This is a genomic window from Polaribacter sp. L3A8 (assembly GCF_009796785.1).
Lineage (GTDB): Bacteria > Bacteroidota > Bacteroidia > Flavobacteriales > Flavobacteriaceae > Polaribacter.
The window spans coordinates 1272906-1291910 of sequence record NZ_CP047026.1; the positions used below are offsets into that span (position 1 = coordinate 1272906).

The window sequence follows — 19005 nt, forward strand, 5'->3', positions numbered from 1 at the left end:
CTTTGCATTAAAAATATATCAATGCAGTTTTCTGAATTACCTTTACATAAATCTATATTAAAAGCAGTTGCTGAAGAGCGCTTTCACACACCAACCAAAGTACAAGAAAAAGCAATTCCATTAGTTTTAGCTAAAAAAAATGTAATTGTTTCTGCACAAACAGGTACCGGAAAAACGGCGGCTTTTGCATTGCCAATCCTTCAACTTTTGTTAGAAAAAGAAGAGGTAGCTGTAAAAGACAAGAAAATAAAATCTTTAATTATTACGCCAACTCGTGAGTTAGCCATACAAATACTAGAAAACTTTGTAAGCTATGGCAAATACACAGATTTAACAACTACAGCTGTTTTTGGAGGAGTCTCTTTAGAGCCTCAAAAAGAAATATTAGCAAATGGTGTAGATGTTTTAGTAGCAACTCCTGGAAGATTAATTGATCTTCAAATGCAAGGAAACATAGACTTAAGCGCTATTGAAATATTTGTACTAGATGAAGCCGATTTAATGTTAGATATGGGCTTTATTGCTGATATTAAAAAAATAGAAGCTTTATGCCCTAAGAAAAAACAGACATTACTTTTTTCTGCTACAATTCCAGAAAAAATAGATGAATTAGCAAAAAGGATTCTAAAAAGTCCTGTTAAAGTAGAAATAAATCCTGAAGAAACAACGGCAAAAAACATTGGTCAGTTATTGTATTACCTTCCCAAAAAGAACAAGACCGATTTATGTTTACACTTGTTGAGAAATACCATAAATGGGAAAATAATCATTTTTAGACGTACTAAATTCGGTGTTGACAAATTAGAGGAATCTTTAAACAGAAACGGATACAAGGTTACCAGTATTCATGGTGATAAAACCCAAGCAATTAGAAATAAAGCGATTGAAGATTTTAAAAATAAAAAAGCAAATATTTTAATTGCTACTGATGTTGCCGCACGTGGAATTGACATTACAAATGTAGATGCTATTATTAATTTTGATATTCCTAACATACCAGAAACCTACATTCATAGAATTGGTAGAACGGGTAGAGCAGGAAAATCTGGAATTGCATTCTCTTTCTGTTCTCCTGATGAAAACGCATACATTAAATTAATTGAAACATTAATTGAAAAACCAATTAAGTTTATCGCAGAACATCCTTACCCAATTGCCCCACCAAAACACAAAAAGAAACAACCAAATACGGTTAGTAAACATAACAAAGGAAGAAAATCTGAAGCTTCTAAAAAGAATAAAAAACGCTGGTATTAAGTTTTAAAAAGTACTTTACAACACATATTAAAAAGATATATTATCAAAAAAACCCAAGTTTATACTTGGGTTTTTAAGTCTTTAGAAAAAAAGTTCAATTAATTATCTAAATCATTTATCTTACAATACTTTTATAGAACAACCTATCGCTCTTGTTGTTGTTTTCGAAGGTTTGTTACCTGCTAACAAAGCATCAATCACATTTTCTACATATTTTTCTGTTACAGCATCTTCATCTCTAGAGTTATTATCTATAGCTCCAATATATTCAACTTTCATAGTTGGTTTGCTAACAATAAATACATGTGGAGTTTTAGTTGCGCCAAACTTTGGATATACTTTCTGACCTTCATCATACAAATAAGGAAACGTAAATCCTTTTTCTTTAGCTCTAACCTGCATATCCTCAAAACTATCTCCTTTAGATGCCTTCGGATCATTAGGATTTATAGCAATTACAGGATATCCCAATTTTTTATATTTTTTATCTAAAGCAATAATTCTATCTTCATTAGCAATAGAATACGGACAATGATTACAGGTAAAAATAATAACAAACCCTTTTGCTTCTTTATAATCAGATAAAGAAACCATCTTATTATCGATGTTCTTCAACCTAAAATCGTCAACAGTATCTCCTACCTGATAACCTTCAGCCGTTTTTACAGTAAATGCACTCACTGCAACCACAACTAGTAACATTAAAATTGATTTTGTAAATTTCATAAAACTTCTATTTTAAATTTATAAAAATGATTGTAACTCGGTTTCTAACTTTTCATAATCAAATGATTGCTCATAAAACTTTCTACCTTTAGCATTGTAAATTAAGGTTGCAGGCAAAGCGCCAGACCAAGTAGCATCTATTGCTTTTATCCAAACATCTTCATTTACATCATTTAACAAAACTACCTTAGATTGTAAATTATTTTTATTGATAAAAGGAATTAATCTTTTATCTATTTGTTTCGGAAAATCTAAACTTACCAATATAACTTCTACATTTTTAGCCGCATATTCTTGGTTCAATTTCTCAAAAGCAGGCAATTCTTTTACACACGGCGCACACCAAGTTGCCCAAAAATTAACCACATAGGTTTTACCATCCTTTTTTTCTAACAAAGGTTTTAATTCTGTATAAGTATAAGACTTAACAGTAGTTATTTTCTGCGAAACCTCTTTTACTTCTTTGTTTTTACAAGAAAATAAAAGTGATAAAAATAATAAAGAATAAAAACTTTTTTTTAGCATACTATAAAATTACAAAGAAGATATGTTACTAAAAAACAATTAACTATTCATTAACAAAAAAACCTCATAAAAATAAATTTATGAGGTTTTTTTGTAAGTAAAGAAAGTTTCTAGCTAAAAATTTCGTTTAAAACTTTAGCCAAACGGATTCCTCCTTTTTGCAACTGAGTTCTTACAGTTCCAAAATAGTCATAAGAATATCTATATTTTAAATTTTCTCCTACTTTTACAGAGTTGTAAACTTCTTTTGTAACCTCATGTACTTCATCTACCCATTCTTCAATAGTTCCGTTTTCAATGGCTTTAATTTCTTTTTTTGACAAATCTTCTGCATTGTTAGCCAATTCTATATAACTCATATTCCATTCTTCAATCATTTTAGAATCCCAAACGGTATGCAAATTTGTTCCATTACCAAACCACTGAACCTGTATACCGTTTCCTCCTTTATCTTCTCTTTGCCCAATATGTAATGGCTGATGTAAATCTCCCATAAAATGAACCAGCATTTTTAAGTAAAACTCTTTACTTTCTTCAGTGCTATTTTTATCTTTTAAAACTTGAATGCATTTTTGAATTCCCGTAACTAAATCGCCTTTAGGATTTTTTTCTGCATCTGCATACTTTTCATCCAAATCCATATTTACATAATGCCAAGAATAAAACTCATTGTATTTTTTATCCGATTTTATCTCATCACCAAACGTAGCTACAAAGGCTAAACTTTGTCCTTTTAACAATTTATCAATTTTCCTTTTTGCTTTCTTCGTTAAATGATTTTCAGCAATCTTACCTGTAGTTCTATGACCTGTTGGTCCCCAAAACACCGTTTCTTCTGTTGTTGGTTTTGAGAAAAAAAATAACGATATCATTAAAAATATTTTAATATTCATCTTGAGATTTTAAAATTAAGTTGCAACAAATTTATAAAAATAATCATCAACAATTTTGGAAATAACAAAAAATATAGTATATCTTTGTGATATCATTTTAATATCATTATAAATAAAAACACATGAAAGAAGAAAAAATTATTAAACCAGCAAACGGTTATTTAATGTTATTAATCGTTTTATTATTATTTTTTGGAGGTATTGCTATGAGCATTATCAATGAAACAATTCTTTTTTTATTGGTTACTTTACTCGGTTTTATAGGCTTTTTTGGTTTTATATTGGTAAACCCAAACACGTCTAAAGTAATTTTATTATTTGGTAAATATGTGGGGACTATAAAAGACAATGGTTTGTATTGGGCGAATCCGCTATTTAGAAAAAAAACAATTTCATTAAGAGCTAGTAATTTTGATAGCGAACGTTTAAAAGTAAATGACAAGTTAGGAAACCCAATTATGATTTCTACAATTTTGGTTTGGAGAGTTACAGACACTTACAAAGCGGCTTTTGATGTTGATAATTATGAAAACTTTGTACGTGTACAAACCGACGCAGCCGTTAGAAAATTAGCAAGTATGTATCCTTATGATAATTTTGCTGATGAAGGTCATGATGAAGACATCACTTTAAGATCTAGTGTAAACGAAGTTTCGGAAGCTTTAGAAAAAGAAATCGACGAACGCTTATCGATTGCAGGAATAGAGGTTTTAGAAGCACGAATTGGGTATTTAGCCTATGCACAAGAAATTGCATCTGCCATGTTAAAAAGACAACAAGCTACTGCAATAGTTGCTGCAAGACACAAAATTGTTCAAGGTGCCGTAGAAATGGTAGAAATGGCTTTAAACGAATTAAACAGAAAACAAATTGTTGAGTTAGATGATGAACGCAAAGCAGCAATGGTTAGTAATTTATTAGTTATTTTGTGTGGAGATAAAGAGGCCTCTCCTGTTGTGAATGCAGGAACTTTAAGTCATTAAGTAGTGGTTGGTGGAGTTAAAAAAAATGACAACTCCACAACTTTATTCACTTTAAACCTTTGTGACTTTGCAGACCAAAAGTTCAGAAACAAAAAATAAAATACATGAAAGAATATAAATTTTTAAAACAAAAAGTAAGTTGGTCTAATAGCCAAAATAATTTTGAGGACGCAATTAACGCCCATGCTAAACAAGGTTGGCGTGTAATTAATGTATACGCGAATACCAATGGTCGTGTTTATGCACTTCTAGAAAAAGACAAAAACAGCTAAAAATGAAAATTTTTAAAGAAGAACAACGTTTTAGACAAACTTGGTTGATTATCTTGTTAGTTATTAGTTCAATTGCCCCTATAGCAATGATGCTAAAAAAATATTTACAAAAAAACGCTACATTAACCACTAAAGAGTTTATAATAACAATTGCAGTAATTTTGGTTTCAGTTACCACAATATTCTTCTTTAAACTAACAACAAGAATAGATGAAAAAGGAATTCATTACCAATTTTTTCCACTTCATTTTTCTTTTAGAACCATTCCTTGGAATGAAATTTCTAAAGTAGGTACTAGAACCTATCTTCCTATTAGTGAATTTGGTGGTTGGGGAATAAGAGGAGGATTTTTCTTTAATAAAGGAAAAGAGAAAGCGATAAATGTTTCTGGTGATATCGGCATTCAATTAATTCTTAAAAATGGAGAGAAATTATTAATTGGTACACAAAAAAAAGAGGAAGCTACAAGAGTATTAGAAACTTATAAAAATAAATTAATATGATTCGTTTCATCAGCTATTTAGTAATTACATTTTTTGGGACCTTTATTTCTGTTGCTCAGATAAAATCTGAAGAAATATTGATAAAAAATGAATCCATAGAACTACCAGGAACATTAACTTATACAAAAACAAAGGTTCCTTTAATAATTTGGGTGCATGGATCTGGTAATGTAGATAGAAACGGAAATCAATTTCCATCTATTAAGGCCAATTATATTAAACAATTTAGAGATGCCGTCAATAAAGAAGATATTGCTTTTTTTAGTTATGATAAAAGAACCGCTATTAAAAACAACACAGCTTTTTTAAAAGGCACCAAAATTGTAGATTTTTCACTTGATGTAGAAAAGGTAATCTCTCATTTTAAAAATGACAAACGTTTTTCTAAAATTATTTTAATAGGCCATAGTCAAGGTTCTTTAATTGCAATGATGGCTTCTAAACATATAGATAAATACATATCTATTGCAGGCGCAGGAGAAACAATTGATAAAACCATAATAAAACAGATTTCAAAGAATAATGCAAACTTGGGTATCGCTGCTAAAAAACAGTTTGATACTTTAAGAGTAAAAGGAAAAATTGAAGTTGTAAATCCATTTTTAATGAGTGTATTTGCAAAACAAAATCAAGATTTCCTGTACTCTTGGATGCAAATAAATCCTTTAGAAGAAATAAAAAAACTAACTATGCCTACTTTAATCCTTAATGGTGATAAGGATTTACAAGTACAAATTGAAGACGCAGAAGCGTTGCAGGCAGCAAGTTTAAATTCTAAATTAGTTATTATAAAAAACATGAATCATGTTTTAAAAGACATCAAAAAAGAAGAAGACAACCTAAAATCTTATTATTCATCAGAATACCCAATATCAGAACAATTAATTAAAACAATCGTTTTATTTATAAAAAAGTAACATGGCTAAGAAAAAAGCATTCGCATTGCGAGTTAATGAAGACATGATAAAAGCTATTGAAAAATGGGCTGCAGATGAATTTCGTTCTACAAACGGACAAATAGAATGGATGCTAATGCAGGCTCTTAAAAATGCAAAAAGAGAACCTAAGAAAAAAGAAGACTAAACGCTACAATCTTCTTACTTTTAATAAAACCGATTACTTCTATTTAAAACTACAAAAACATAAATTGTAAAAATAAACGCTCATTTTTTATGGAGCATTTTCTATTTTGTATATTGCCTACTTGATAAAAATTAATGTAAAAATCATTTTAAAAATAATTCATGAGTAAAAAAATAATTATCATTTGTTTGCTATTTTTATGCTGCAAACTACAAGCACAATCTTCTGCAGAAAGCAAATTAGGAACCTGGTATATGTATAATGGATCTCATAAGGTTTCAGATAAATTCTCTTTAAAAACAATGGCGCATTTTAGATACTATGAGGTAACTAGTGAGTTTCAACAAGAAATTTATAGATTAGGTGTTAATTATTCTTTTAATCCAAAAACAAACCTAACGTTAGGATTTTCTTACGCTACTGGAGATTTAGAACATGATGTTCCTTCTATTCACTTATATGAATATCGATTTTATGAAGACTTAAATATAAAATCTAAATGGGGTAAATTTAACGCTGCTCATCGTATTCGTTTAGAGCATCGTTTTATTCATAAAAACAACACACAAGACGTAACACAAAGTTGGGTACGCTATAACTTAAATGTTGCTTATCCGCTGTCTAAAAAATGGAGTGTATATGCTTTTAATGAAATCTTTTTAAATCTAGACAGAGGTAAAAGATTTGTACAAAACTGGACAGGTGCTGGTTTTCTTCATAAATTAAACAAAAATCTAAAATTAAAAATGGGATATTTTCAAATAAAAGCACCTACAACCGTACTTAAGAGATTACAATTAGGTGTTATTTTAAATACAGATTTTACTAAAAAAACAATTTAAACATGACAGCTCCTACTTTTACAAATGATGCAATTGTTTTTGGAATTTTAATGATATCTCTTGGTTTTGTTTTTTACACAGAAAGCAAAACAACTGGGTTTTGGCCAAAATTTTATAAAATTGTACCTGGTTTATTTATGGCCTATTTTATCCCTGCCATCTTTACAACTGCCGGAATTATATCCCCAGCATGGGAAACCTTAAGTACAGCAAGCGAAGTTATAAAAGGAAAATCGCAATTATATTATATTTCTAGTCGATTTTTATTGCCTGCAGCTTTGGTTTTAATGACATTAAGTATAGATTTAAAAGCAATTTTTAATCTAGGTTCTAAAGCATTAATTATGTTTTTTACAGGAACCGTAGGTATTATAATTGGTGGTCCTTTGGCTATTTTACTAATCTCTGCTTTCTCTCCAGAAACTGTTGGTGGCGCAGATTTTGATGCTGTTTGGCGTGGTTTATCTACACTTGCAGGAAGCTGGATTGGTGGTGGAGCAAACCAAACTGCCATGTTAGAAATTTATCAATACAACCCTCAAAAATATGGAGGAATGGTTTTTGTTGATATTGTAGTTGCAAATATTTGGATGGCTATTTTGTTAATAGGAATTGGTAAAAAAGACAAAATTGATAAATGGCTCGGTGCAGATACTTCTGCTATAGAAGACTTAAAAGAAAAAATGTCTAAATTTAGTGAAAAGGTAAATAGAAACCCTTCTCTTACAGATCTAATGATTATTCTTACCATTGCTTTTGGTACTGTTGGTTTTGGTCATTTTGCTTCGGGATATTTAAGTGACTTCTTTACTAATTTTGTAAATTCGATAGCATCTCAGACTTGGCGAAATATATTTTCTTTTCTAGGTTCTAGTTTCTTTTGGTTGATTAGTGTTTCTACAATTACAGCCATAATTTTATCTTTTACAAAAGCAAAAAATTACGAAGGTGCGGGAGCTAGTAAAATTGGAAGTGTTTTTATTTACATTTTGGTTGCCACAATTGGTATGAAAATGGATTTAGCAATGATTTTTGATAATGTAGGCTTAATTGCTATTGGTCTTGTTTGGATGTCTATACACGCTGGTTTACTAATTTTAGTTGCCAAATTAATAAAAGCTCCATATTTCTTTTTAGCTGTAGGTAGTCAAGCAAATGTTGGTGGCGCAGCCTCTGCTCCTATTGTAGCCCAAGCATTTCATCCTTCTTTAGCAACTGTTGGTGTTTTGTTGGCTGTATTTGGGTATGCCATAGGTACAATTGGTGCCATTTTATGTACCATTTTAATGGAATTATCAGCGACTCTTTAAATAAAAATAAGCATATTTGCAGACGAAAAACATCAAATTTATGAAGAAAATTATTACACTTTTAGTCCTATCTATTTTAATAGTAGCTTGTTCTTCTAAGAAAGAAGGAAACATGATTGTAAAAGGGCAAATTAAAGGTCTTAAAAAAGGAACTTTATACCTTCAGAAAATGAAAGACACCCTTTTAGTTTCTGTAGACTCTGTAAACCTATTAGGAAGTGATAAATTTATATTGACAGATAACGTAGAATCTCCTGTGTTATATTATTTAACTTTTGATGGAAATACAACAAACAAAAGAATTCTATTTTTTGGAGAAAAAGGAACCATCACCATTAATGATAATGTTGCAGAATTTGGCTTTAACCCAGAAATTTCTGGATCTAAAAACCAAGAAATTTTAGATAAATACAATAAAATTAAAAGACAGTTTCAAGATCAACGTTTAGAATTTATTCAAAAAGATTTTAACGCAAAGAAAGAGAATGATGAAGCTTTAGTGTTGCAATTAGAAAAAGACTATCAGAAACTAACAAAAAGAAGAGTTTTATTTACCACCAACTTTGCAATTAACAATGCAGATACAGAAGTGGCTCCTTATATTGCCTTAACAGAAATGTATGACGCAAGTTTAAAAATGTTAGATACTGTAAATAATTCTTTATCAGAAAACGTAAAAAATTCTGATTATGGAAAACGCTTTCAGGAATATCTAACTAAAATTAAACAAAAATAATTAAGAAATTATTTTTGTTTCTTTAAAAGTGGTTATTGTTAGTTTATGGAAGAAAATGAAGAATTTTACTTTAAAAATGATATAGAGTGGCGCAATTGGCTGTCTAAAAATCATGATTCTTCTAACGGAATACATCTTATTTTTTATAAGGTAGCTCATAAAAATGAATCGATGCGTTGGGAAGAAGCTGTAAAGGTTGCCCTATGTTTTGGTTGGATAGATGCTACCGTAAGAAGTTTAGGAGATGGAAAACGCAAACAATATTTTTGTCAAAGAAAACCTAAAAGTGTTTGGAGTGCTGTAAATAAAAAGCATATTAAAAATTTAATGGCTGATGATTTAATGCATCAGAAAGGTTTAGAGATTATTAAAATTGCGAAACAAAACGGATCTTGGGCAGCTTTAGATGATGTTGAAAAAGGAATCATCCCAGAAGACCTACAAAATGAATTTGATGCTAATAAAACCGCATTTGCTAATTTTAAAAACTTTGCACCTAGTTATAGAAAGAGCTATTTGTATTGGTTAAAACAAGCAAAAAGAGAAACTACAAGACAAAACCGAATTATAGAAATAATTCGGTTTTGTAATAGTAATACTAAATCTCGTAGCAACTGGTAATCTCTTATAATCCGCTTATAAAATTACCATAAGGATCTTTAAATTGTGTGCCTTCTGCAAACCTGTATTTGCTTAGTTTTTTAAATTCTACCAAAGCCCATAATACAAATTCTTTCATAAAATAAGTATCGGCTTCATTTAAGTTTGGTTGGTATTCTTTAATAAAAGCATCTAAAGGCTTTACTTTATCTAATTCTGCTTTGTATTCTTGTTCTGTATATTCATCTAACAATTCAAAATCTTCGTCGGCATTAAAGAACCAAGAAATAATGTCATCGTAAGGACTTTCGGCCTCTTGCTTTTCTAACTTTTTTATTTCAGGAAAATAGCTTGGAAACAATGTTTTAATTGCATTCTTAATTAATGTTTCTGCAACTACATGTGCGCCTTCTTGCTCGCCTTCATACACCAACTCTACCTTACCTGTAATAGCTGGTATAATTCCGTCAAAATCATTTAAACGAACCATTGTTTTTTCATCACCAGAAAACAACGCTCTTCTTTCTGCAGTGCTTAATAAATTTTCAAAAGCAGAAATACTTAAACGTGCACTTACACCACTTTTAGCATCTATATATTCACTTTCTCTCGCTTCAAAAACAATTTGCTCTAATAAATCTTTTGCTAATTCGGGTACTGCAATAAACTCTTTTTGAGAACTTGTTTTATTAGCTTCTTGTTGTGTAATCGCTTTTGCGGTTTTTATATCTTCTGGATAATGCGTTAAAATCTGCGAACCAATTCTATCTTTTAAAGGCGTAACAATACTCCCTCTATTGGTATAATCTTCTGGGTTTGCCGTAAACACAAATTGCATATCTAAAGGCAAACGTAATTTAAAACCTCTAATTTGAATATCGCCTTCTTGTAAAATATTAAATAACGCAACCTGAATTCTAGCTTGTAAATCTGGCAACTCATTAATTACAAAAATACATCTGTTTGCTCGTGGAATCATTCCGTAATGAATTACTCTGTCATCTGCATAAGATAATTTTAGATTTGCCGCTTTTATAGGATCTACATCACCAATAATATCTGCAACAGTTACATCTGGCGTAGCCAATTTCTCTGCAAAACGCTCATCTCTGTGCATCCAATAAATAGGCGTATCATCTCCTTTTTCTTTAATGATTTCTACTGCAAATCTAGAAATAGGATTTAACGGATCATCATTAATTTCAGAACCTTCTACAACGGGAATATATTCATCTAACAAATTAACCATCAATCTGGCCAAACGTGTTTTTGCTTGCCCTCTTAATCCTAATAAATTAATATTGTGTTTGCTTAAAATAGCACGTTCTAATTCTGGAATTACGGTATTTTCATACCCATGAACTCCTTTAAAAACGGTTTCTTTACTCTTTATTTTACTAATAAGGTTTTCTCTTAACTCATCTTTAATAGATCTAGATTTGTAACCCGATTTTATTAATTCTCCTAATGTTTTTATATTTTCTAAATTCATGTTTTTGTTTTAGATGCAAGAAAAAAGGTACAAGAAAAGAGATATCACTCATCTTCTTTTATCTTTATTCTAGTTTCTTTTGTCTTTTTTAACCTTTAATTCTCTTTTTTCTGTTTGTTTCATAATCTTCAAAAATCATTTCTCCCAAACCTTTTAAACCTGTATAAAATGCTTTTCCTTGGTTTGCTTTTGTAAAAGCTCTTACAAATTGCATTAAATACGGATCTTGCGCAATCATAAAAGTGGTAATAGGAATGTGTAATTTTCTAGCTTGTTGTGCCATTGCATAACATTTGTTTACAATATGCCTATCTAAACCATTACTATTTTTATAATATTGACCATCTGGTAAACGCAAACAACTTGGTTTTCCATCGGTAATCATAAAAATTTGCTTGTTCGTATTTCTTTTTCTTCGCAATAAATCCATCGCTAAATTTAAACCTGCTACCGTATTTGTATGATAAGGACCAACTTGTAAATAGGGTAAATCTTTAATTTTGATAGACCAAGCATCGTTACCAAAAACAATAATATCTAACGTATCTTTTGGGTAACGTGTGGTAATTAATTCTGCCAACGCCATGGCAACTTTTTTGGCAGGTGTAATTCTGTCTTCTCCATATAAAATCATAGAATGACTAATATCTATCATTAAAACAGTACTCATCTGACTTTTATGCATCGTTTCTTCTACCACCAAATCGTTTTCGGTTAGGTTAAAGTTATCAATGCCATTGTTTATTTGAGCATTTCTAATGCTTTCGGTCATTGATACTTTGTCTAACGAATCTCCAAATTGATAATTTCTAAAGTCTCCTGTATGTTCATCTCCAATTCCGGGAGATTTACTTTTATGATTTCCAGAACCACTTCTTTTTATGTTACCAAAAATTTGATTCAACGCTTGCTGTCGAATTGCACGTTCTGTTTTCGGAGTAATTTTTGTTCCTCCAGTTCCATCACCTTTTATTTCTTCTTTTATATACCCTTTCTTCTTTAAATCTTCAATAAAATCATCAATGGTGTACTTCTCATCCGTTAATTTATACTCTTTATCTAAAGAACGTAACCAATCGATGGCTTCATCAAAATCACCAGAAGTATGGGTAATCAATTCCTTAAAAATATCGAATAATTTTTCGAAAGGAGATTGATGTTCTGCTTCGTAACTTTGAAAGACAAAACCTTTTCGTTTTTTATTATTTTTCATCACTATAAAAATACGCTTTTAAGCAATGCCTAAAAAAGGATTAACATTAGTTTAATATATCTTGCCATAAGTTTGTTTTATAAAACACCAAAAAGATTCAACAAAATTTAAGTATCTTTACCTTATGTCAAGAATTTTAATCACAGGAGGAACAGGACTTGTAGGAACAAAATTAACAGAAATGTTGATTGCAAAAAAGCATGAAGTTGTAATTCTTAGCCGAAATCCTAAAAACAAAAATGAATATAAATGGGATGTTTCCTCTAATTATATTGATGAAAAAGCACTCATAGACACCGACTATATTATTCATTTGGCGGGTGCAGGAATTGCAGATAAACGCTGGACTGAAACAAGAAAACAAATACTTATTGATAGCCGAGTTAAAACGGCTAATTTACTTTTTGATAAAGTAACAGCATTAAACATCCCTTTAAAAGGTTTTATTTCTGCTTCTGGAGTTGGTTATTATGGGGCTATTACTAAAGAAATTATTTTTGAAGAAACAGATAATGCAGGCACTGATTTTTTAGGTGATGTTTGCCAAAAATGGGAAAATGCAGCACATCAATTTTCAACAAAAGATATTCCAGTAACTATTTTAAGAACAGGTGTTGTTTTAGCTAAAAAAGGAGGTGCATTAGAAAAAATGAAAACACCCATTATATCTCCCTTAGGTTCTGGTAAACAATTTTTACCTTGGATTCATATAGAAGATTTATGTTTAATTTACATCAAAGCCGTAGAAGAGAACTTTACAGGAATTTTTAATACTGTTGCACCAGAACATCATACAAGTAAAACCTTTTCTAAAGCATTGGCCAAAAGTATAAAAAGACCTTATTTAGTCATTAGTGTTCCTGCTTTTATATTAAAGTTACTATTCGGAGAAATGGCAAATATCCTTTTAGAAGGCAGTAAAATTTCGGCAAAAAAAATCGAAAAGAATGGTTATTCTTTTCGATTTAAAACACTTAAAAAAGCGTTAGATAATTTATAGTTTTCCTTAAAAAGTACTTGTAATGTTTAAAGCAACATCGCTCCATGTTTTAGAAACACCATCTGCACCTTTATGTAAATCGTTACAAGCTGTATTTAAAGAAGCTAAAGCAGCACCTGCATTCCATTTTGTAATATCCATGGTACCTGTCATATTAAAAACATTCTCTACAATTGTATATGTAAAAGCTACTTTTTCTGTAACACCATTCATTTTAATTTCTGCAACTCCATTGGTATCATCAGTTAATAATAACTTACCAGAAAGTAATTTTGTGTTCTCCATAATACCAAAAAAGAATTTTTTAACCTTAAAATCTCTACTGGTATCTTTTGTAAAAACACTACTTACAGGAATTGAAAACGCTGTATTGTTAATCGCTTCTTTAATAGAATTTCCTTCTCCTCCAGAAATAATATCAACCTTTTTAAACTGACCTCCTACTGGCACTTTATCTGTAGTTTTATAGGCTACAAAATTAATTTCGTTTTGAGCATTCTCTAAAGAAAAAGCTGCTGTACTTTTTTTAGCTTCAATTTTTTCTTCCGTTTTATTATCAGATTTTTTTTCTGATTTACAAGAAGAAAAATTAAATGCGGCAATCATTATTAATGATAAAATTACTACTTTTTTCATGACGTCTTTATTTATTATTATTTAAAACTACTTTTGCTAATTCTATATATTCTTTTTTTGCTTCCTCAGATTTCATTCCGTTTAATTGCATCCAAGCATTCAGTTTAAATGCACTGACAACATTATGTTCATCATTAAAAGAAAACTTATTTCCAAAGTTTGCTTGCTTATTGTAAGCATAGAACTTTAACTTTATATCTGGAGCAATGGCTTTTCCTAATTTAGAAATTTTATAGAAAGCTTCATTAAACTCTTTGTCTAAATCAGATTCCATACTACTATTTTTCTGCTATTACCTGAACTCCACCTTTAACTTTATCACCTATAGCTACATTTAACTTTGTACCTAACGGAAGAAAAAGGTCTACTCTAGAACCAAACTTAATAAAACCTGCATCAGCACCCTGTACCGCTACATCTCCTACCTTTGCATAATTAACAATCCTTTTTGCTAATGCTCCGGCTATCTGCCTATACAATACATCTCCAAAAGCTGAATTATTAACAACTACAGTAGTTCTTTCATTCTCTGTAGAAGCCTTTGGATGCCATGCAACTAAATATTTTCCTGGATGATATTTACTATATTTTACAACTCCACTCATGGCATATCTTGTAACATGTACGTTAATTGGAGACATAAAAATAGATACTTGTAACCTTTTCCCTTTAAAGTACTCTGGTTCTTCCACCTCTTCTATTACAACAACCTTGCCATCTACTGGCGCAACTAATAAATTATCATTTAAAGGAGCAACTCTTTTAGGATTTCTAAAAAATTGTAGCACAATAACTAAAAAAGCAATAATTAGAATTTGAATAGCCTTAACTAACCAAGCAATTTCTAAAAAATAATCTGCTAATAAAATACCTACAATTGATATTATAAAAGTAATAACAATTATTTTATATCCCTCTTTGTGAAAACGAATCATACTTAAATTATAAAATTAATATACAAATATACAAATGGTGCTGCAAACAACAAACTATCTAATCTATCTAAAATACCACCATGACCAGGCATAATAGTACCACTATCTTTGATGTTGGCATACCTTTTAAATTTAGACTCTACTAAATCTCCTATAGTACCAATTACACTTACAATAACAGCAATTACTAACCAGTTTACTAAAGTAAAGTCTAAACAAAACTTACTAATAATAAAGGCTGCAATTAATGAAAAAATCAAACCTCCCAAAAATCCTTCTTGCGTTTTTTTAGGGGATACAGAAACAAATAATTTTCTTTTTCCGAAATTTTTACCCACCAAGAAAGCAAAGCTATCATTTACCCATATCATAACGAGAATAGCTATTATTAACTGAGGATTGTAAACTCCTTTATGAATCGGTAAAAGCGTTAAAAATACCATAGAAAATACAGCATACCTTATTAGTAGGCCTAACTTAGAGCGATCATCAGAAAAAGAGATTTCTTTTTTGGTAAATAAATTATAAATAAGAGATAAAGAAGAAATTATTGTAATTCCTAAAACGAATACAATTGCATAACTCTCTGGTCTTTTTAACATTAAAAATAATGCTAAACAAAAGAAAATATACCCAACAATACCTTTAAATTTAATTAGTTTAGAAAACTCCCAAACACATAATAAACCAAATATGGCAGTTAAAATAACATACGATTCCTTTGAAAAAAGAATCGCTGATAAAAAAATTAAAACGTAAATTATGCCTGAAAGACTCCTTCTTAAAAGGTTACTCATATTATAAATCTTCTAATAGCAGCAAATATAAGTTTTTTGAGTTACTGTTGCCGTAGTTTAAGAAATTATCATCACTTTTATTGAGGTTATAATTTTTAACAGAAGAGATATTTGTAGGCAAATCTCCCTTGTGATGTATATTAATGCCCGTTAAACCTTGCCTTCTATCTTTAACCAACTGACTTGTAGTTGCGTAAACAATAAAATTTTGTGGCATCTCAGATATTTTTGTACTTTTTAACTGTTTAGATGAAAATAAAATGTCTCCAGTATCAGCAATTAAATGTTCGCAATTTAAGAAAACAGGTACGTCTATATGAAAGTTTTTATCTATTACCGCATCTTCTCTATCAAAAAAAGACGCTAGATGATTATCTAAGAGCGTTATTTGTTTCCAATTATTTTCTCTTAGAATATTTTTTAAGTTTTCTACAACTTCATTTTCTTTTAAACAATATAAAAACTTCCCTCCTTTTTCTACAAAATTATGCACGAACAAGTCGTCCAAAGAAAGATCTACTTCTTGTTTTTGGATTTCCTTATCTTCCGTAACCGGTATATTGAATAACTTTTTAAAAAAATTCATTTCATAAATATTTTATTTAAACCAACTATCCTCGAGGCATCGCTTCGAGGATAATTAATTTTATTTTGATATTAAGATCAAAATCAAAAAACTGCTTTTTAAATTATCTTTTACAGTAATTCTATATAACAGAAACATCGATATATTATAACTACAAGTGTTTTTTGATTAAAGACATTTATTTTTCAGTAGTAGTTTCTACTGGAGAAATATCTTTCTTTTCTTCAATTATTTCAGCTTGTACCTCATCAAAAGGTCTTTTTCCAAATATTTTTTCTAAATCATCTTTAAAGATCACTTCTTTCTCTAATAATAATTCGGCCAAAGTTGTTAACTTATCTCTATTATCCCCTAATATCTGAATAGCTCTTTCGTATTGAGCTTCAATCATTTTAGAAATTTCTTTGTCTATTTTCTTACCTGTTTCTTCACTATAAGGTTTTACAAAACCATCATTTCCAGAAGAATCATAATAAGTAATGTTTCCTAGCTCTTCATTTAATCCATAAACGGTAACCATAGCCCTTGCTTGTTTGGTTACTTTTTCTAAATCACTTAAAGCTCCAGTAGAAATCTTATCAAACATTACTTTTTCTGCAGCTCTACCTCCCATGGTAGCACACATTTCATCTAACATTTGTTCTGTTTGCACAATCATTCTTTCTGCTGGCAAATACCAAGCAGCTCCTAAAGATTGACCTCTTGGAACAATCGTTACTTTTACCAATGGTGCAGCGTGTTCTAGCATCCAACTAATCGTTGCATGCCCCGCTTCATGAAAAGCAATCACTTTTTTCTCACTAGGCGTAATTACTTTATTTTTCTTCTCTAAACCACCTACAATTCTATCTACAGCGTCTAAGAAATCTTGATGATGCACAGCTTTTTTACCATTTCGGGCAGCAATTAAGGCAGCTTCATTACACATATTAGCAATATCTGCTCCAGAAAAACCAGGAGTTTGTTGCGCTAAGAAACCAATTTTAACATCTTCTGCTAATTTTAATGGTTTAATATGAACTTCAAAAATTTCTTTTCTTTCGTTGATATTAGGTAAGTCTACATAAATTTGTCTATCAAAACGACCTGCACGCATTAACGCACTATCTAAAACATCTGCTCTATTGGTTGCTGCTAATACAATAACATTTACATCGGTACCAAAACCATCCATTTCTGTTAGTAACTGATTCAACGTGTTTTCACGTTCATCATTACCACCCGTCATACTATTTTTACCACGCGCTCTACCAATAGCATCAATTTCATCAATAAAAATAATAGAAGGCGATTTTTGAGCCGCTTGCTTAAACAAATCTCTTACACGAGAAGCACCTACACCTACAAACATTTCAACAAAATCTGAACCAGATAAAGAAAAGAAAGGAACATCTGCTTCACCTGCAACCGCCTTAGCTAATAATGTTTTTCCTGTTCCTGGAGGTCCTACTAATAAAGCTCCTTTTGGAATCTTACCACCTAGCGAAGTATATTTTTCTGGATTTTTTAAGAAGTCTACAATTTCTTGTACTTCTTCTTTAGCACCTTCTAAACCTGCTACATTTGCAAACGTAGTTTTTACTTTAGTGTCTTTATCAAATAATTTAGCTTTCGATTTTCCGATACTAAAAATTTGACCTCCGCCACCAGATCCACCAGCACCACCAGACATTCTTTTCATAAAAAACAACCAAACTCCTATTAATATAATAAATGGTAAAAAGCCTAAAATAGTATCAAAAATACTTGTCTTATTCTCATTTTTTATATCAAAGTCTAAACCATTGGTTTGTCTAGATTTTTCTATGTTATTTTCAAAATTTTGTAAATCACCAAAATTGTAATCATAAAAAGACGATCCCTGCGTATAAAAAGCTGAATTGATCATCTTTCTGTATCGCTCTTTCTTCTGAGCTTCTTTTTTGATATAAATTTGAGCGATATTGTTATTTAAAACAACAATTTTAGAAATATCATTTTCTTTTAATATCTCATTAAACTCATTTTTCGAAATGCTTTTAGTAGCTAAATCTCCGCTACTAAAAAACTGAAATGCCATTATTATAACAAATATTGCACCATATATCCAATATGCATTAAACTTAAATTTAGGCATATTCGAATTACTATCTTTTTTTGAATCACTCATTTACTTATAAAATAAAAAAATTAAACTGATTTTATCTCTGTAATTTTTGCATCACCCCAAAGACTTTCTATATCATAATACTCTCTAATGTGTTTTTGAAAAATATGAACAGCAACGTTTACATAATCCATTAAAACCCACTCAGAGTTGGTTTGGCCTTCTATGTGCCAAGGTTTGTCTTTAAGCTCTTTGCTAACTATTTTTTGAATAGAACCAGAAATTGCATTTACTTGTGTATTTGAGTTACCAGAGCAAATTATAAAATAATCGCATACAGTATTCTCTATATCTCGTAAGTCTAATAATTGAATATTTTCCCCTTTAACTTCATCAATCCCTTTAATAATTAAAGCAATTAAATCATCTGTACTTACTTGTTTTTTTGTCATTAACTTTTTTCTATATTTAACGCAAAGTTATTATTTTTTTGCGAGTATTTTGTGTATTATTACAGTTGTTTACACTTT

At 30.2% G+C, this 19005-nt stretch carries 23 protein-coding genes; 11 read left to right on the forward strand and 12 right to left on the reverse strand.

Features of this window, described 5'->3' with window-relative positions:
- Nucleotides 1-21 precede the first annotated feature (21 nt).
- On the forward strand, nucleotides 22-1257 hold the full coding sequence (locus GQR92_RS05010; protein WP_158838084.1) for a DEAD/DEAH box helicase: 1236 nt from the start codon (nucleotides 22-24) through the stop codon (nucleotides 1255-1257).
- 120 nt (nucleotides 1258-1377) lie between these two features.
- Here GQR92_RS05010 and GQR92_RS05015 read toward each other — a convergent pair whose 3' ends face one another.
- The 3 genes from GQR92_RS05015 to GQR92_RS05025 form a co-directional block, all read right to left on the reverse strand.
- Nucleotides 1378-1983: a thioredoxin family protein gene (locus tag GQR92_RS05015; RefSeq protein WP_158838085.1), complete on the reverse strand. Its 606-nt coding sequence runs from the start codon at nucleotides 1981-1983 to the stop codon at nucleotides 1378-1380.
- Nucleotides 1984-2001: 18 nt separating this feature from the next.
- Entirely contained in the window at nucleotides 2002-2508 is a 507-nt protein-coding gene (locus tag GQR92_RS05020; RefSeq protein ID WP_158838086.1) for a TlpA disulfide reductase family protein, read from the reverse strand.
- 110 nt (nucleotides 2509-2618) lie between these two features.
- On the reverse strand, nucleotides 2619-3380 hold the full coding sequence (locus GQR92_RS05025) for a S1/P1 nuclease (RefSeq protein WP_233270013.1): 762 nt from the start codon (nucleotides 3378-3380) through the stop codon (nucleotides 2619-2621).
- Between the two features lie 143 nt (nucleotides 3381-3523).
- On the opposite strand from GQR92_RS05025, the gene GQR92_RS05030 reads away from it, so the two are divergent.
- The 9 genes from GQR92_RS05030 (at nucleotide 3524) to GQR92_RS05070 (ending at nucleotide 9751) form a co-directional block, all read left to right on the forward strand.
- A complete protein-coding gene (locus tag GQR92_RS05030) occupies nucleotides 3524-4384 on the forward strand; it encodes an SPFH domain-containing protein (protein WP_158838088.1) in 861 nt (286 codons plus the stop codon).
- A 104-nt stretch (nucleotides 4385-4488) separates the two neighbouring features.
- Nucleotides 4489-4656, forward strand: a complete 168-nt coding sequence (locus tag GQR92_RS05035; RefSeq protein ID WP_158838089.1) for a DUF4177 domain-containing protein — start codon at nucleotides 4489-4491, stop codon at nucleotides 4654-4656.
- Between the two features lie 2 nt (nucleotides 4657-4658).
- Nucleotides 4659-5159 (forward strand): hypothetical protein, encoded by a 501-nt coding sequence (locus GQR92_RS17775; RefSeq protein ID WP_199269183.1) that lies wholly within the window; start codon nucleotides 4659-4661, stop codon nucleotides 5157-5159.
- The gene (locus tag GQR92_RS05045) at nucleotides 5156-6076 is read left to right on the forward strand and encodes an alpha/beta hydrolase family protein (RefSeq protein WP_158838090.1); all 921 of its coding nucleotides are present in this window, start codon (nucleotides 5156-5158) and stop codon (nucleotides 6074-6076) included. Before GQR92_RS17775 ends, GQR92_RS05045 begins: the two co-directional genes overlap by 4 nt.
- A 1-nt stretch (nucleotide 6077) precedes the next feature.
- On the forward strand, nucleotides 6078-6242 hold the full coding sequence (locus tag GQR92_RS05050; RefSeq protein ID WP_158838091.1) for an Arc family DNA binding domain-containing protein: 165 nt from the start codon (nucleotides 6078-6080) through the stop codon (nucleotides 6240-6242).
- Between the two features lie 161 nt (nucleotides 6243-6403).
- On the forward strand, nucleotides 6404-7084 hold the full coding sequence (locus GQR92_RS05055) for a DUF2490 domain-containing protein (protein ID WP_158838092.1): 681 nt from the start codon (nucleotides 6404-6406) through the stop codon (nucleotides 7082-7084).
- Between the two features lie 2 nt (nucleotides 7085-7086).
- Nucleotides 7087-8394 carry a DUF819 family protein gene (locus GQR92_RS05060; RefSeq protein ID WP_158838093.1) on the forward strand — a complete coding sequence of 436 codons (1308 nt, stop codon included), beginning with the start codon at nucleotides 7087-7089 and terminating at the stop codon, nucleotides 8392-8394.
- 40 nt (nucleotides 8395-8434) lie between these two features.
- On the forward strand, nucleotides 8435-9130 hold the full coding sequence (locus tag GQR92_RS05065) for a DUF4369 domain-containing protein (protein WP_158838094.1): 696 nt from the start codon (nucleotides 8435-8437) through the stop codon (nucleotides 9128-9130).
- 45 nt (nucleotides 9131-9175) lie between these two features.
- Nucleotides 9176-9751, forward strand: a complete 576-nt coding sequence (locus GQR92_RS05070) for a YdeI/OmpD-associated family protein (protein WP_158838095.1) — start codon at nucleotides 9176-9178, stop codon at nucleotides 9749-9751.
- Between the two features lie 4 nt (nucleotides 9752-9755).
- Here GQR92_RS05070 and GQR92_RS05075 read toward each other — a convergent pair whose 3' ends face one another.
- The gene (locus GQR92_RS05075; protein ID WP_158838096.1) at nucleotides 9756-11222 is read right to left on the reverse strand and encodes a magnesium chelatase; all 1467 of its coding nucleotides are present in this window, start codon (nucleotides 11220-11222) and stop codon (nucleotides 9756-9758) included.
- Between the two features lie 88 nt (nucleotides 11223-11310).
- Nucleotides 11311-12435: a vWA domain-containing protein gene (locus GQR92_RS05080; RefSeq protein WP_158838097.1), complete on the reverse strand. Its 1125-nt coding sequence runs from the start codon at nucleotides 12433-12435 to the stop codon at nucleotides 11311-11313.
- Nucleotides 12436-12559: 124 nt separating this feature from the next.
- On the opposite strand from GQR92_RS05080, the gene GQR92_RS05085 reads away from it, so the two are divergent.
- On the forward strand, nucleotides 12560-13435 hold the full coding sequence (locus GQR92_RS05085) for a TIGR01777 family oxidoreductase (RefSeq protein ID WP_158838098.1): 876 nt from the start codon (nucleotides 12560-12562) through the stop codon (nucleotides 13433-13435).
- Between the two features lie 6 nt (nucleotides 13436-13441).
- On the opposite strand, the gene GQR92_RS05090 is transcribed toward GQR92_RS05085, so the two are convergent.
- From GQR92_RS05090 to rsfS, 7 genes are all read right to left on the reverse strand, one after another.
- Nucleotides 13442-14071 (reverse strand): YceI family protein, encoded by a 630-nt coding sequence (locus tag GQR92_RS05090; RefSeq protein ID WP_158838099.1) that lies wholly within the window; start codon nucleotides 14069-14071, stop codon nucleotides 13442-13444.
- Between the two features lie 7 nt (nucleotides 14072-14078).
- A complete protein-coding gene (locus GQR92_RS05095; RefSeq protein WP_158838100.1) occupies nucleotides 14079-14345 on the reverse strand; it encodes an acyl-CoA-binding protein in 267 nt (88 codons plus the stop codon).
- Between the two features lie 4 nt (nucleotides 14346-14349).
- The gene (locus GQR92_RS05100) at nucleotides 14350-15006 is read right to left on the reverse strand and encodes a phosphatidylserine decarboxylase family protein (RefSeq protein ID WP_158838101.1); all 657 of its coding nucleotides are present in this window, start codon (nucleotides 15004-15006) and stop codon (nucleotides 14350-14352) included.
- A 2-nt stretch (nucleotides 15007-15008) separates the two neighbouring features.
- Nucleotides 15009-15803 carry a phosphatidate cytidylyltransferase gene (locus tag GQR92_RS05105; protein ID WP_158838102.1) on the reverse strand — a complete coding sequence of 265 codons (795 nt, stop codon included), beginning with the start codon at nucleotides 15801-15803 and terminating at the stop codon, nucleotides 15009-15011.
- 1 nt (nucleotide 15804) lies between these two features.
- Nucleotides 15805-16389: a hypothetical protein gene (locus GQR92_RS05110; RefSeq protein ID WP_158838103.1), complete on the reverse strand. Its 585-nt coding sequence runs from the start codon at nucleotides 16387-16389 to the stop codon at nucleotides 15805-15807.
- Nucleotides 16390-16567: 178 nt separating this feature from the next.
- Nucleotides 16568-18538 carry an ATP-dependent zinc metalloprotease FtsH gene (gene ftsH, locus GQR92_RS05115; protein WP_158838104.1) on the reverse strand — a complete coding sequence of 657 codons (1971 nt, stop codon included), beginning with the start codon at nucleotides 18536-18538 and terminating at the stop codon, nucleotides 16568-16570.
- Nucleotides 18539-18558: 20 nt separating this feature from the next.
- Entirely contained in the window at nucleotides 18559-18927 is a 369-nt protein-coding gene (gene rsfS / locus GQR92_RS05120; RefSeq protein ID WP_158838105.1) for a ribosome silencing factor, read from the reverse strand.
- Between the last annotated feature and the right edge of the window lie 78 nt (nucleotides 18928-19005).